This is a genomic window from Deltaproteobacteria bacterium (assembly GCA_016874775.1).
GTDB lineage: Bacteria > Desulfobacterota > Binatia > Bin18 > Bin18 > VGTJ01.
In genome coordinates, this window is record VGTJ01000167.1 from 1 (window position 1) to 13,740 (window position 13,740).

Consider the following 13,740-nt stretch of genomic DNA (forward strand, 5'->3'; position numbering starts at 1 on the left):
TACTCTCGCTTGCGAAACGCCTCTTTGCTGGGGGGTATTCGTGTGAGCAAGTGATGGAAGCGTTGATGCCCGCCTGAGTCACTACCAGTGCACTACTTGGTTTCGCGTGAAACCTTCCAAGTCGTGTCATTACCTTGAGGTGGATCGAGAAGATCGGGGTTCTCCCGCATGCGGAGACCAATTGCTGTGGCTTGTTGCAGGGCAATCGTGAGAAAGCGGACCTCTTCAGCAGAAGTGAGAAACCAGGGGAAAAATCCAGGCTTGTAGTTACGAAACATCGGCCAGGCGTTCTTACCGCGAAACTGTAATTTGAGAGAGCGAATGAGTTGGAGGTCTTTTTTCTCTAGATCAGCACGATCTTCAAAGGAGGCAGCCAGGCATTTCTGGCTGCCCAATAATTCCGCTGGCGAGAGTGGAACCCCTTCATATTCCAACTCAGCCTGCTCATGCAGCAGCCAATAGCTCTCTAATCCTTCTGAACCTTGATAGACATGCAGGGCGAAGACTTCACCTAAATTCCCCATGATGCAGCAATAGCCGATTTCTCCGGTCTCAGGATTCTGCACGCCAAACAGATCGCTGTCGTACATCCATTCCCAACAGCCGAGATCCTTAAAGGCGATGGCTGCGGCATAGAGGGCCGACCAGTCTTGTGACGAGATAGCTGCTGGTTTACTCATACGTTCTCCTTGGGACGAGATCTCAGGTCAGCGTGCTAACCCAATCTCGCGACTACTCGGAGAAATGGTCATGAATCTGTTGTGGGTGCAAGACCTGTCAGTGCTAAGAACGCGATGTTTGTTCCAGCCAACCTGCCGAGAACTCCATCCTTTGACGTTATCCCTTTTCCTCTTCGATACTGCATGTTACATAGCGAACGAAACGGGGACCGCAACACAGCGGAGGGGGCAATGTCAGAACAGGGGAACTATCAGTACGACATTTTCGCATGGAGGAAGCGGCGAAGAACAGTCGCCATACAATTGCGGTACTGACACAAAAACGGGTGGACAGTGACTGGTCGCAATTTGAAGTCTTGATTACCACGGCAATAGATCCAATCGGAAGGCTGCAAAGGCTGATGCCACTGTTACAGGAAAACTGTGAAATACCGGAACGTCTCAAGTTTCGCAGCTATGCCGACTTTCGTTCTCCTGATGAACAAACCTGGCAACACCTCCCACGCAGCGTTGGAGATGTTGCAGCGGGATGATGTGGTGACAGTTGTTGGTGGCAAATGTTGTTATGCAGTTAAGCTGATGCGGCGCTGGGTGGTCAGTGGCTTGGCAACGTAACGATCCATGGCGGCTTACGAGGCCGGAAACGCCGCTCTTATTCCGGGCTTAGTACTCATGCAAATGCTCACGTACGATAAGCTTGAGCATTGTTTGGTATCCCAATCCGCGCTTACTCCCTTTCTCTCGCAACTGTTCGACTAACTCCGGCTCAAGCAGAATTGAGGTGGGATGGCCCTTAGGTCGAAGTACGACTGGTCTGACGCCCGAAGCGCGGATGTCGCCCCCGAGATCTCGGGTCTCAAACTCTTCGATCTGTCTATCTTTACTCTTCTTTTGCACTGTCCTCTTTGAGGGCGTCTTCATAAATCCTTCGCTCCTGGCGACGCATAGGCCGACAACTGATTGGTCGGAGCTTATCTCCACGCCGGGTGAATACTAAGGCAAGTCGACGACTCTCAGCATCCTGCTCCAATGCTAGCCAGCGTAGTTCGGGGTGAGTAGGTTCGAGAATACGACCGATAAATACCAAGGAGAATCGAAACAGTGCTTCTATATCCGCGTGTTCCACACCATGTTTACGATTCTTCGTTTGGTTGCCTTTATCCCAATCAAAATCTTCCGCTCTCCCAGTGAATTGTCCAAGCCACTCAGCGGTCTCCGGATCGTCGACCAACTTCATAGCTATAACATAGCTATAAGAAGAACAGCGTCAAGTTTAGTCCAGAGGCCGTCCCCGGCAGGAGCAAAGCTCACCGATGCTGGAAACGTTGCGATGCTTCTGGCGTTTGCGAAGGGTTTATGTCCCGATCACCCGAAACACCTGCCCGCCGGGTGCGTGAAAATAGAAATGCTCGGTGTCCCAAAAGTCGGTAATCTGTTCGACACCGAAGGCTTTGAGTTTCGCGACTAATCCTTCAACATCATCGGTCTTCAGTTCTAGCCACAAGGCGTGACGACACTCTTTAGCAGTGAGAACAGCCTCACTCTCAGAGACATATTGCACACCAAACACTTCGCCATCGGGAAAGTGAAAGAGGTCAATGTTCTCCGGAATGTTGGCGGTGACGTTGTGATCATGCGCTTCGATTCGACACTCCAAGAGATCGCGGTAAAAAGCGCGAACGCTTGGACGTTCTTGCTGTCGAAGCGTCGAGAGATAATGAGTGCCAAATTGTACGCGCATGATCGTTCTCCTTCTCTTATTTGCGCACCTTTACGGCGGCGCGTTCTTCTTGCAACAAAAACGGAACTGACGAATCCCGTTTGCCCCAGCCACGAGCGAGGGCCTCAACATGTTCTTGCTCGACGACGTTGGCAAGCTTGAGAGGAACATTGACTTCACGACCTAAGGCGGTGGCGAGGCCAATATCTTTGCGGGCTAACTCTAAGGCGAAACGGACGGTATCGAAGTCGCCCTTGAAGACGACATTGGGCAGCATGTAATTGAGAAACAATCCTTGTCCGACTGCGCCACCAAGGACCGCTTGCCGGAGCGCTTCAGGGTCGACTCCAGCTTTCACCCCTAACGTGAAACCCTCGGCCAGAAGGTTCAGTTGGCAAATGCCGATCATGTTATGCACGAGCTTAGCAATCGCCCCGCAACCAATCGCTCCGACATGCGTGACTTTATTGCCAATAGCATCGAGGACTGGTTTGACGCGTTGGTAGACTGCGGCATCACCACCACACATCACTGCCAGTGTTGCTTGTTGCGCGCCGATCGGGCCACCACTGACTGGCGCATCAAGGACTTGCACGCCTTTTTCTTTGAACACTTCGTAAATGTGGCGGATCAGGGTCGGCGAGTTGGTTGAAAGATCGATATATACGCTGCCTGAGGCTGCGCCTTGTAAGACCCCGCCTTCTCCGAGTGCGACCGACTCAACTTCTTTCGGTCCTGGGAGCGAAGTAAAGACGATCTCACTCGTCGCGGCGACAGCGCGTGGACTCTCTGCCCAATGCGCACCTTTTGCTAAGTGATCACTGGCAGCCTCGCGACGAGTATCGTACACCGTGAGCGTGTGTCCAGCTTCGAGAATATGCATGGCCATCGGACCGCCCATGTTGCCTAAACCAATAAAGCCAACTTTCATATTATCCCTCCTTTGTCATGGTATTGCTTCCTTACTCTGCTTCGCCCTATGGAGGCAAGGGAAGAAGAGAAAACCGACCAGAAAAAGAAACGGAGAAGCGGAGAATGGGAGAACCGGAGACCGGCCCCACCATTGTTCTGCACCGATTCACCGTTTCCCCGATTCACCGATTCAGTTTTCATTAGTGATGGAACATGGCAATCGGTGGGCTAGGAATTCTGTCTTGACCTGCTACATATTTCTGCAGATTTTCGTGAGGAGCGTGTATGGACCTCAATTATTCTCCCGAAGAATTGGCGTTTCGTGACGAAGTGCGAGGATGGCTACAGGAAAACTTGCCGTCTGACCTGCGTGAGAAAGTAACAACCTACCAAGAACTCAGTCGCGATGACTTACTTGGCTGGCATCGCATTCTCGCGAAGAAAGGGTGGATCGCACCGGAGTGGCCGGTTGAATGGGGTGGAAATGATTGGACGGTTGTCCAACGCTATATCTTTGAAGAAGAATGTGCCTATGCGGGTTGCCCACCGCTGATCCCTTTTGGTCTCAAAATGTGTGGTCCGGTCCTGCATCGCTTTGGCACGCCAGAGCAGAAGCAACGTTTCTTACCTGGCATCTACAACGGTGATGTCTTCTGGTGCCAAGGGTATTCCGAGCCAGAGTCGGGCTCTGACCTTGCCTCGCTGAAAACCACGGCTGTGCGGCAGGGTGATAATTACATCGTCAACGGCCAGAAAATTTGGACCACGTGGGGACATCATGCGGATTGGATTTTCTGTCTCGTGCGTACTGAGCAGGGAGCAAAGAAGCAAGAAGGCATTTCCTTTCTTCTCTTTGACATGAATACTCCCGGCATCACGGTGCGACCACTGATTCTCATGGATGGTCATCACGAAGTGAACGAAGTCTTCTTTGATGATGTGCGAGTGCCGGTGGAAAACCTGGTTCATCGCGAGAACGATGGCTGGACAGTCGCGAAATATCTCCTCGGCCACGAACGGATGGGAACCGGTGGCATCGGCGGCTCGAAGCGGGAATTGGCAAAGGTGAAGATGCTCGCAGGTAAAGAAAGGCGCAGCGGCAAACCGTTACTGGATGATCCGCGCTTTCGCGACAAGGTCTCGCGCGTGGAAGTTGAATTGATGGCGTTAGAAATCACCAACCTGCGTTTCCTCGATCAATTGCGCGGTGGGCGTGCACCAGGCGCTGAAGTTTCGTTGTTGAAGATCAAAGGGACGGAGATTCAACAAGCACTGACTGAGTTGATGGTTGAGGTGATGGGACCATTGGCACAACCATTCAAGGCGATCGACGCAATGGATTTCGACAAAGCGACTGCCGCGCTGCTGCCCCGCTACTTTAATTATCGCAAGACGACTATTTATGCCGGATCGAACGAGATCCAGCGCAATATCATTGCCAAAGCAACGCTGGGGCTCTAGCCCGAGATAGAGACGAGGGAACAGCACGTGAACTTTGAGTACAGTGAAGAACAGCAGTTATTAGCAAACAGCGTCAATCAGTTCATTACTAAGGATTATACGTTCGAAGCGCGCAAAGAAATCATTGACTCGCCCAGCGGCTATAGCGATCGTATATGGGCAACCTTTGCCGAGATGGGCTTGCTGGGATTGCCGTTTGGCAATGCCTACGGTGGATTCGGCGGCAATGCCGTTGATCTCATGCCGGTGATGGAAGCAATTGGCGAAGGACTGGTGGTCGAACCCTTTTTGTCGACTGTTGGCGTTGGTGGTCGGCTGATTGCGCGTGGCGGCAGTCCCATGCAGAGAAACACTCTGCTCCCTGCGATTGTCGAAGGGAAACTCAAACTCGCCTTTGCCCATAGCGAACGCGGGGCTCGCTATGATCTCGATCATGTCACTACTAGTGCGAAGAAAACTGATGGTGGCTACACGATTGACGGGGAGAAGAGCGTTGTTCTCCATGCTCCTCAGGCGGATAAACTGATTGTGTCGGCTCGGACCGCAGGCAAAGACAGTGGTAGTCGAGGCATTAGTATCTTTATCCTTGATCGCAATGCCCCAGGAGTTTCACTGAAGACCTATCGGACCGCTGATAATCTGCGTGCGGCGGATGTGCGTTTCTCTGGCGTCAATGTTCCAGCTGACGCTTTGCTGGGTAAGGAAGGGAAAGCCTACTCGCTGATTGAAGAAGTGGTCGATTATGCAACAGCTCTCCTGTGCAGTGAGGCTGTCGGCGCGATCAAATTCGCTAATGAGGCAACCTTGACCTACCTCAAGACCCGCAAGCAATTTGGCGTGCCGATTGGCAACTTTCAGGTTTTGCAGCATCGCATGGTCGATATGATGATCAGCTATGAACAAGCCAAGTCGATGGCAAGCGTAGCCGCGGTGAAAGTCGAGAGTGCCAAGGCCGACGAGCGTAAACGGGTTGTCTCGGCAGCAAAGATCAAGATCGTTGATGCCTGTCGTCACGTCAGCCAGGAGTCTGTGCAGTTGCATGGCGGGATGGGGATGACCGAAGAACTGAAAGTGAGTCATACCTTTCGCCGACTCACCACGATTGCGCAGGCGTTTGGTGATGCTGACTATCATCTTGAGCGGTTTGCCGCGTGCGAAGCATAAGAAAGAAAATTGGCATAACGGAGAATGGATAAGAGCTAGAGACGGAAAAACGAGAGGCCAGGCCCTACACCGGTCCTTTTTCCCTTTATCCTTCATATCTAAAGAGAAACTCATCCGTCTCACTCGGTCGCGACGCATCCTTCGCTCATTCTCCTCCTTGCGCTGCTGTGGATTTTCGTGCGCACAGCGCACGCTACCCCAACTGTGCCAATGTCTCGTGGGTGGATTTAGGGGCCAGCGCCTTCTCCTCGACCGGGATTCTATACCGTTTGGTCCCAATTCTTAAGATAAATTGAGACCTTATGTAAGAAAAGGTAACTTTTGTTACTGTTTTCCTCTAGGGAAGTTTTGCCTGATCAGTCATATTTGCCCGATCAAATTTTCCTTACGAGCTTGTTCTTTTTTGTTATCCAATCAAACTCAGGCATTGTTACCCGGTTATTGGGAGTTGCTGTCGCGACGAGGTTTGTAACGCTTTGAAATAACTTAAGAAATAAAATAGCAAACTGTACTTTACATGGCATTATTATTGCTGCCCTGCCCAGCAGAGGTACAAGACTATTATGAGCCAGTAAGTGCGGCGGCAGTGGTATGTTGTCTACTCTAAACCAAACCGAGAAGAATACGCGCAGTTTCATTTACAACGAAAAGGTATCGAGGTTTTCTTTCCACGATTACAACTGCCGGTTGTGGTAACACGGCAACGGCAGATTATTCCACTCTTTCCCAGTTATCTCTTTGTGCAATTGTCGATTCCAGGTGAGCATGCTGCGGTTGTGTGGTGTCCGGGCGTACGGTGTTTGGTCAGCTTCAATGGTGTCCCGGCGCCCCTTGATGAGGAAGTTATCCAATTTCTCAAAAGCCAAGCAACGGAAGAGGGACTTATCAGCGCGCATTCGAACCTGATGGTTGGGCAAGAAGTGTGTATTACCAATGGACCGCTCGAAGGTCTCAAAGGTATTATTCAGCAACCACCCGATGCGAAAGGGCGAGTGCGGATTTTAATGAATTTGCTCAATCGCGAACTTGCGGTGACAGTACCTGTGACGCATGTCCAGAGTGGGTGGGTTGGCACCCATAAGGAACGAGAGTTGTCGGTCCGAGTCTGATGCACGTCTTCCTCAAAAGTTATGCGTCGACTCCAGCGGTCCAGTTTAACCGCGATAAAAGTTCCGACATTGTTGAACGACGTAGTATTGCTGCTCTTCTGTAAGTTCGGGATAGATGGGTAAGGCGAGCGTCTCCTGCGCTGCCGCCTCTGCGTGCGGGAAGGCGCCGCGACGGTACCCGAGAGACTGAAAGCACTCTTGCAAATGAAGTGGGTGAGGATAATAGACCTCGGTGACTACTCCCTGTTCACGTAAGAACTGCTGGAGTCTGTCCCGTTCGTTGCAGCGGAGAACAAACTGATTATAGATGTGGCCGGGCGTATCCTGTGGAAGTGACACCTCGCCAGTGAGCCCAGCTTCAGCAAAATACCCTCGATAACGGTCTGCGTTCTTCCGTCGCGCTGCTGTCCAAAGCGGAAGATAGGGTAACTTGACGCGCAGGACCGCCGCTTGGATGGCATCTAAACGAAAATTCCCGCCAATCAGTCGATAATAGTACTTGGCCTCGCCTCCATGAACACGCAAAAGACGCAACCGATCGGCGAATGTTGCATCGTGTGTGAGAATCATTCCGCCATCACCAAAGGCGCCGAGGTTCTTGCTGGGGAAGAATGACAGACATCCGGCGATGCCGACGGTGCCTGCGTGTTGTCCTTGGTCACCCGTCGCGCCGATTGCCTGAGCTGCATCCTCAATGACCGGGATCCCGCGTTGCGCTGCGATGTGTTGTATCGCTGCCATATCAGTGCAACGACCGAAGAGGTGAACAGGAAGGATCGCTTTGGTATGGGCGGTTAGGCGAGATTCTACTGCCGCTGCATTGATGTTAAACGTCAGTGGGTCAATATCGACAAAGACTGGACGTGCCCCAACCCGGGCAATCACGCCCGCCGTGGCAAAGAACGAATACGGAGTTGTGAGCACTTCGTCATTAGGGCCGATTTGCAGGGCCATCAGTGTCGCAAGAAGGGCATCCGTGCCCGATGAAACCCCAATGGCGAATCGAGAACCGCAGAAGATGCTGACTTCTCTCTCCAGCTCAGTGACCTCTGGACCAAGAATGAATTGTTGCGACTCGCACACACGGTCAATGGCTGCGCGAATTTCCTCCCGGATCGTTGCGTATTGCTCTCGTAAGTCGAGCAGAGGAACGTGCCTCATACGTGGCCAGCCCCGCGCATTTTCACCAACACGTTAGTGATACTCCAGCATGTCAGGAGAAAACGAATGAACATTGGTGAGCACGACCCCGAGCACATTTGCCCGTACAGCTTGGAGTTGTCCAGCGACACGATATGCTGCGGCCATCGGGGTTTTATGTCCACGAAGAACCAGAATAGTGGCATTACTCAGTTGAGCTAAAAGTTCCGCATCGCCATACGTCATCGCTGCTGGTGAGTCAATGAGTACACACGTAAACTTACGGCTCAGAATGTCCAAGACCTCCGGGAGCGTTTGTGACCCAAGGTACTCTTCGGTATCGAGCTGCACTTGGCCACACGCAACGAAGGAGAGGCGTTCAATCGTCGTGGTTTGGATTGCTGATTCGACCAGCGCTCTGAGCTTTGGTGAAGACCGCGTTCGCTGCGACTCGTGGTCGGCATCCTCTTGGAGATGATCCAGCCCAGAAGGAGCGATCTCTGCGTGGTTGTCGTCTCGGACTTTTTTGCTGCGTCGCCGAGACGACGAGGCAAAGGCGGCTCCGTCTCGCAGCACCTCGCTTAATCCCATACTGTGATCTTTCTGTAAGAGCGTGTGGCACTGGCCTGCACGGAGATCGGCATCAACGACGACAACCTTATAGCCTTTGCCAGCCAGGATCACTGCGAGACTGAGCAAGGTATTGGTTTTGTCATTGTCGGCGTATGGACTGACGAAAAGAAACGTGCGTGGGGATTTTCCTCGCTTGATAGGAAGTTTGGTACTGAGTACGCGATACGATTCATCCAAGAGGTCCTGGAGTGACATCTGCTCTGGCAGTGTGGCTAGCGAGGCTTCACGCATGGGAGTGTCGCTGTCCTGCGGAGAGGAACTGGGTGCTGGCTGACCTCGTTGGATGAGCATGTCAAATCGAGCCGCGCGCGACGGCACCATGCCTAAGAGCGGATACTTTGTCGCTTGCTGCACATCTTGTGCAGTACGAACACTGGTGTCTGTCCACTCAACAAAAAAGGCGAGCCCCGTGGCGAGAATCGTCCCGCCCAGGAGCGCGAGGAGAAAGTCGCGCACCGGTTGCGGTGATATTGCGGCGGTCGGCATCTCTGCCGGCGTCGTGATCATGATATTGGGATCAGGGAGTGTTTTGAGGAAGGCGTCCTCTTGCTGTTGTTTGCGGAGGAGGTGCGTGAGCGACCGAACTGAGTCGATTTCTGCGTTCAACGCCGCAGCGACAACATTGAACTCACCGCGATCGAGTGCGGCTTTTCTTTGTTGAGCCACTTCCTCGCGTAAGGCGGCTTCCGTATTTCGTGCCTCGGTAGCTTCAGCTGCAAATGCCTTGACGAGCGAGGTCAACTCCTGCTCCAGACGCTGTCGAGCGGTATCTCTGGCGCTGACTGTTTCACTTAAGCGCGGGTGCGAAGGGGCGAGGAGCGTGGTGAGGCGAGAATGTTCGACTTCAAGTTTATTGAAAGCCGCGCGCAGGTGCGCCAAGCGATCACTCTTGATGAAGGTGATAAGTTGGGCTGGCTCCTTTTCTTTGGTGAGCTGATAGAACAGTGAGGTCTCAAACCATTTCGCCTGAGCGTTGGTAAGGCGCTGTTGAGTCTGGAGGAGACGTTGGCTAACGAGGTTATCCTTGCTTAAAGGCGAGAGGTTAGGGTGGTCTTGGTGCAACTGTGCGAGTGCTGCTTCTGCCTGGGCGAGTCGACCTTCCTGAGCCGCAAGTTCTTGAGCAAGGAATGCGCGTTGTTCTGGCGAGACTTCAAAGCGGATACTTTGTGAAGTGCGAACGAATATGGTGGCGTGGGTGTTTGCTAACTCTTGTGACAATGCGGGGTCGGGAGTAACAAACATGACCTCAGTCGCATAGGTAAATGGATCAGACGTCACGGTGAGGACAGAAAGATAACGATTGACGAGAGCCGATGAAATGGTCGCCTCATTTATTGCAGGGATTGCAGATAGAGAAGCCGACGGGGCGGCTCCGACAATGAGATACGATCCATAGGTCAAGAGTCGTGAAAAGGCACGTTGGACCCACTCCCCTACCTGCTGACCAACACTGGTGTTGTGCATGTCAGCAAAACTCGGGTTGGTCTGAAGATTCAGAGCTTGTATGACCTGGTTTGCCACCGTCGAACTTTGGAGCACATCGACGTGCTTCTGATAGTAACGGTCTTGTGCGTCTTCAGCGTCGAGGCGTTCCGTGAGTAACTGCGGTGGTTCGATCAAAAGTGTGGTGCTGGCGACATATTGCGGTACACTGAAAATGATCCACCCACTAACGAGGAGGATCGTGATCAATAATACCAGCCCCATCAACTGCCAACGGTTAATCAACAATGCCCAAAAGTTCGGCAAGTACGGTTCTCCCCTTATGTGGGACGACGATAGCGCTCGCTGTGCAGAGTGTCTACTGATACATGGGGCAAAATTCCCTCTCCCATTCGCTGTAGACCTGAGGGAAAATAAAAGCCGTATCGTCCAGACCCTGGACGAAAAGAAGAAGGTTTCAAGGGGTTGACGAGAACCAATAGAGTGTCGTAATCAGCAGAGCAGGAGAAAGTGGAAGGCCGCGCTTCCTGTTCTCTATGCTCGCAGCCCACCTAGCAAAGGAGGCCTCATGCCATACGATCTACTTATAAAAAATGGTACCGTCATTGACGGTTCAGGAATGCCACGTTTTCGTGCTGATGTCGGCATCGTCCAAGGAAAAGTTGCTGCCATCGGGAAAATCGGTGAGAGTGCAAAAGAGGTTCTTGATGCCGAAGGGCACGTCGTTGCTCCCGGCTTTGTCGATGCGCACACCCACATGGATGCGCAAGTCTTCTGGGATCCATTGGGAACATGTTCATGCTGGCACGGCATCACCAGTGTCGTCATGGGCAACTGCGGTTTTTCGCTGGCGCCATGCCCAGAGAAGGACAAACTGCTCGTCATGCGTAATCTTGAACGCGCAGAAGACATTGCTCCTGAAGCGATGGAAGCTGGCATTAAATGGAGTTGGACCACCTTCCCCGAATATCTCGATGCCGTCGATCGTCTCCCGAAAGGTATCAATTACGCCGCCTACATGGGGCATTCCGCCTTACGCACGTATGTCATGGGTGAGCGGGCTTTTACTGATGCCGCATCTCCGAGTGACCTGGAAACGATGAAACAGGAAGTGCGTAACGCGATTCGCGCTGGTGCGATTGGCTTCACAACTTCGCGGACACGAAATCACCAGACCCCAGATGGACAGCCGGTAGCGAGCCGTTTAGCGACCTGGGACGAAGTTCGCCAACTCGTTGGGGTGATGGGCGAGCTTGGTGCAGGAATCTTTGAAATTGCCGGTGAGGATACTGGCCTCAATCCTGATCGCATTAACGACTATTTGAATCGCCTGAAGGCCTTGGCGCTGGACTTTGGTGTACCGGTGACCTACGGCATGTTCAGTAACCGCAAAGCTCCTGAGTATTGGCGTCAATTTTATCAATTAGCCGCCGATACCGTGGCCGCTGGTGGCCGTATGTTCGTGCAAGCCCATAGTCGCTCACTCAACTTAGTGCTCTCATTCGAGACGACCATGCCGTTCGATCGGTTGCCGGTGTGGAAAGAGCTGCGGAAGCTACCACTTGCAGAACAAGAAGCCAAACTGCGTGATCCTGCCCTGCGTCAGAAACTGATTGAAGCGGCAAGCCAACGCACCGACGAACGGATTGTTGGTGCCGAAGCGCGACCTGCGAACTACAAATATCTGTATGTGATGGATAAGGCCAACCCGCCATACCGTTCAGTGGCGCAAGTTGCGGCAGAACAAAACAAGCATCCAGTTGAAGCGATTATCGATCTTGCCTTGGCCAAGAAGATGAAGCAGTTCTTCCTGCAGCCACTGGCGAATGAGAATGAAGAGCACGCCCTAGAGATGATTAAACATCCGAATGCTGTGGTCACGTTCTCCGACTCTGGCGCCCATGTGTCACAGATTATGGATTCGTCGTTACAGACGCATCTCCTCAGTCAGATCGTCAGAGAGAAACAACAAGTGACACTAGAGGCTGCCGTACGGATGTTGTCTCTTGTCCCAGCATCGTACTGGGGGCTGACTGGTCGCGGGATGTTGCGCGAAGGGTGGAAGGCTGATGTGGTGGTGTTCAATCCAGACACGATTTCGGCAATGATGCCGGAAGTCGACCATGATCTTCCTGCTGGCGCCCGGCGCTTAAAGCAGAAAGCTGCTGGTATTAAGGCAACGATCGTCAATGGTGAAGTGGTGCTGCGCAATAACGAGCATACCGGTGCACTGCCGGGGCAGTTGCTGCGTGGCCCATTAGCGCAGCGATAGGACAATCGTTCTATTACTTTGAGTGAGGTAGGGGCGACCGATTGGTCGCCCTTTTCAATTTAGGCTCCCCACTTTTCTCGCAAGAATCCACCAACCCGTTCAATGCCCTGTTTCCCTTCTGGCAGCATCGGGTGAAATGCATGCCAGACGTGAATCATGTCGTCCCAAATCTCTAACGTGCTATCGACACCAGCCGCCTTCGCTTTCTCGTTCATCTTAATCGAGTCATCAAGTAACACTTCGTCACGACCAACATGGATGAGGAGTGACGGTAGCCCACGCCAATCAGCAAAGTTAGGAGACGCGAGCGGGTTTTTTGCGTCTGCTCCCTGCAGGTAGAGCCCCGCCATACCACCAATGCCATCTGGCGTAACCATCGGGTCAGCTTCTGCTCGCGTTTTGTACGACTCATTCGAACAAGTCATATCAGACCATGGACTGATACACACGGCAGCCTTTGGCAGTGGCAACTTGCGATCGCGCAACGCAAGCAGTGTCGCAGCAGCTAAGCCACCACCAGCAGAATCGCCAGCAATGGCGAGGTTCTGAGGTTTGAATCCTTGCGCGATCAACCATTCAAATGCGGCAACGCCGTCATCAATGGCGGCAGGAAATGGTGATTCTGGCGCGAGACGATAATCCAGCATCAGCACTGCTGCTTGTGACGCGCGCGACACTTCCCCACCTAACGAGCGGTGAGTATTGGGTGACCCCATGACATAGCCGCCACCATGCAAATACAAAATGGCGCGCTGGGCGTTTGTCCCAGGGGCCCGCAGCCACTCCGCCGCGCACCCGCCGATTTTGACCTGCTCGATGATAACGTCTTCTGCAACCTTAAAGGCAACCTTCTCCATGCCTTTACGACGCTGTTCGAGCGTGACTTGTGCTCCCGATGGTAAGGCCTTCTCCCGTAGGATCTGTTTGAGTTTGGTAATTTCTGCTCCAGCCATGACGACTCCCTCCTTTTGGGTATTTTGCTAAGAAAGTGTTTTTTAATTCGTATTTTCCGTCGTCACCATCCGCAGCGTGCGCCGGATACTGGCCAAGTACACCATAGCGTCACTGGAAACGGTGGTATGTTCGAAGTCCCGACACAAGCGCCGCTAGCGCCCCAGCCAACCGAAGGACCGCTCCACCACCCAGCGGCGGGGCAACACGGTAAAGCCTTTGGCGTCTGCCGAACGGCGCACCACCTCCAAGCGC

General features: G+C 52.8%; 12 protein-coding genes and 1 pseudogene. 5 read left to right on the forward strand and 8 right to left on the reverse strand.

Annotation, left to right across the window (positions count from 1 at the left end; all coding sequences use genetic code 11):
* Positions 1 to 92: 92 nt before the first annotated feature.
* Entirely contained in the window at positions 93 to 680 is a 588-nt protein-coding gene (locus FJ147_22610; protein MBM4258679.1) for a hypothetical protein, read from the reverse strand.
* 266 nt (positions 681 to 946) lie between these two features.
* Here FJ147_22610 and FJ147_22615 point away from each other — a divergent pair.
* Positions 947 to 1,213: pseudogene (locus FJ147_22615) on the forward strand (TIR domain-containing protein).
* A gap of 130 nt (positions 1,214 to 1,343) precedes the next feature.
* On the opposite strand, the gene FJ147_22620 reads toward FJ147_22615, so the two are convergent.
* The 4 genes from FJ147_22620 to FJ147_22635 all read right to left on the reverse strand — a co-directional run bounded on the left by FJ147_22620 (position 1,344) and on the right by FJ147_22635 (position 3,331).
* Entirely contained in the window at positions 1,344 to 1,577 is a 234-nt protein-coding gene (locus FJ147_22620; GenBank protein MBM4258680.1) for a hypothetical protein, read from the reverse strand.
* Positions 1,561 to 1,917, reverse strand: a complete 357-nt coding sequence (locus FJ147_22625) for a BrnT family toxin (GenBank protein MBM4258681.1) — start codon at positions 1,915 to 1,917, stop codon at positions 1,561 to 1,563. The genes FJ147_22620 and FJ147_22625 overlap by 17 nt, the downstream gene beginning before the upstream one ends.
* Before the next feature lie 117 nt (positions 1,918 to 2,034).
* Positions 2,035 to 2,421: a VOC family protein gene (locus FJ147_22630; GenBank protein ID MBM4258682.1), complete on the reverse strand. Its 387-nt coding sequence runs from the start codon at positions 2,419 to 2,421 to the stop codon at positions 2,035 to 2,037.
* 16 nt (positions 2,422 to 2,437) lie between these two features.
* Positions 2,438 to 3,331, reverse strand: a complete 894-nt coding sequence (locus FJ147_22635; GenBank protein MBM4258683.1) for an NAD(P)-dependent oxidoreductase — start codon at positions 3,329 to 3,331, stop codon at positions 2,438 to 2,440.
* A gap of 266 nt (positions 3,332 to 3,597) precedes the next feature.
* Between FJ147_22635 and FJ147_22640 the strand changes: the two genes are divergently transcribed.
* The 3 genes from FJ147_22640 to FJ147_22650 all read left to right on the forward strand — a co-directional run bounded on the left by FJ147_22640 (position 3,598) and on the right by FJ147_22650 (position 7,046).
* Positions 3,598 to 4,773, forward strand: a complete 1,176-nt coding sequence (locus tag FJ147_22640) for a pimeloyl-CoA dehydrogenase large subunit (protein ID MBM4258684.1) — start codon at positions 3,598 to 3,600, stop codon at positions 4,771 to 4,773.
* 27 nt (positions 4,774 to 4,800) lie between these two features.
* Complete coding sequence (locus tag FJ147_22645; GenBank protein MBM4258685.1) at positions 4,801 to 5,937, forward strand: pimeloyl-CoA dehydrogenase small subunit; 1,137 nt, start codon at positions 4,801 to 4,803, stop codon at positions 5,935 to 5,937.
* A gap of 575 nt (positions 5,938 to 6,512) precedes the next feature.
* Entirely contained in the window at positions 6,513 to 7,046 is a 534-nt protein-coding gene (locus FJ147_22650) for a hypothetical protein (GenBank protein MBM4258686.1), read from the forward strand.
* A 45-nt stretch (positions 7,047 to 7,091) separates the two neighbouring features.
* Here FJ147_22650 and FJ147_22655 read toward each other — a convergent pair whose 3' ends face one another.
* Together FJ147_22655 and FJ147_22660 are read right to left on the reverse strand one after the other, a co-directional pair.
* On the reverse strand, positions 7,092 to 8,207 hold the full coding sequence (locus FJ147_22655) for a DegT/DnrJ/EryC1/StrS family aminotransferase (GenBank protein ID MBM4258687.1): 1,116 nt from the start codon (positions 8,205 to 8,207) through the stop codon (positions 7,092 to 7,094).
* Between the two features lie 33 nt (positions 8,208 to 8,240).
* The gene (locus FJ147_22660) at positions 8,241 to 10,568 is read right to left on the reverse strand and encodes a hypothetical protein (GenBank protein MBM4258688.1); all 2,328 of its coding nucleotides are present in this window, start codon (positions 10,566 to 10,568) and stop codon (positions 8,241 to 8,243) included.
* A 262-nt stretch (positions 10,569 to 10,830) separates the two neighbouring features.
* Here FJ147_22660 and FJ147_22665 point away from each other — a divergent pair, with 262 nt between their 5' ends.
* On the forward strand, positions 10,831 to 12,534 hold the full coding sequence (locus FJ147_22665; GenBank protein MBM4258689.1) for an amidohydrolase family protein: 1,704 nt from the start codon (positions 10,831 to 10,833) through the stop codon (positions 12,532 to 12,534).
* 59 nt (positions 12,535 to 12,593) lie between these two features.
* Here FJ147_22665 and FJ147_22670 read toward each other — a convergent pair whose 3' ends face one another.
* Positions 12,594 to 13,487: an alpha/beta hydrolase gene (locus FJ147_22670; protein MBM4258690.1), complete on the reverse strand. Its 894-nt coding sequence runs from the start codon at positions 13,485 to 13,487 to the stop codon at positions 12,594 to 12,596.
* Positions 13,488 to 13,740: the final 253 nt, after the last annotated feature.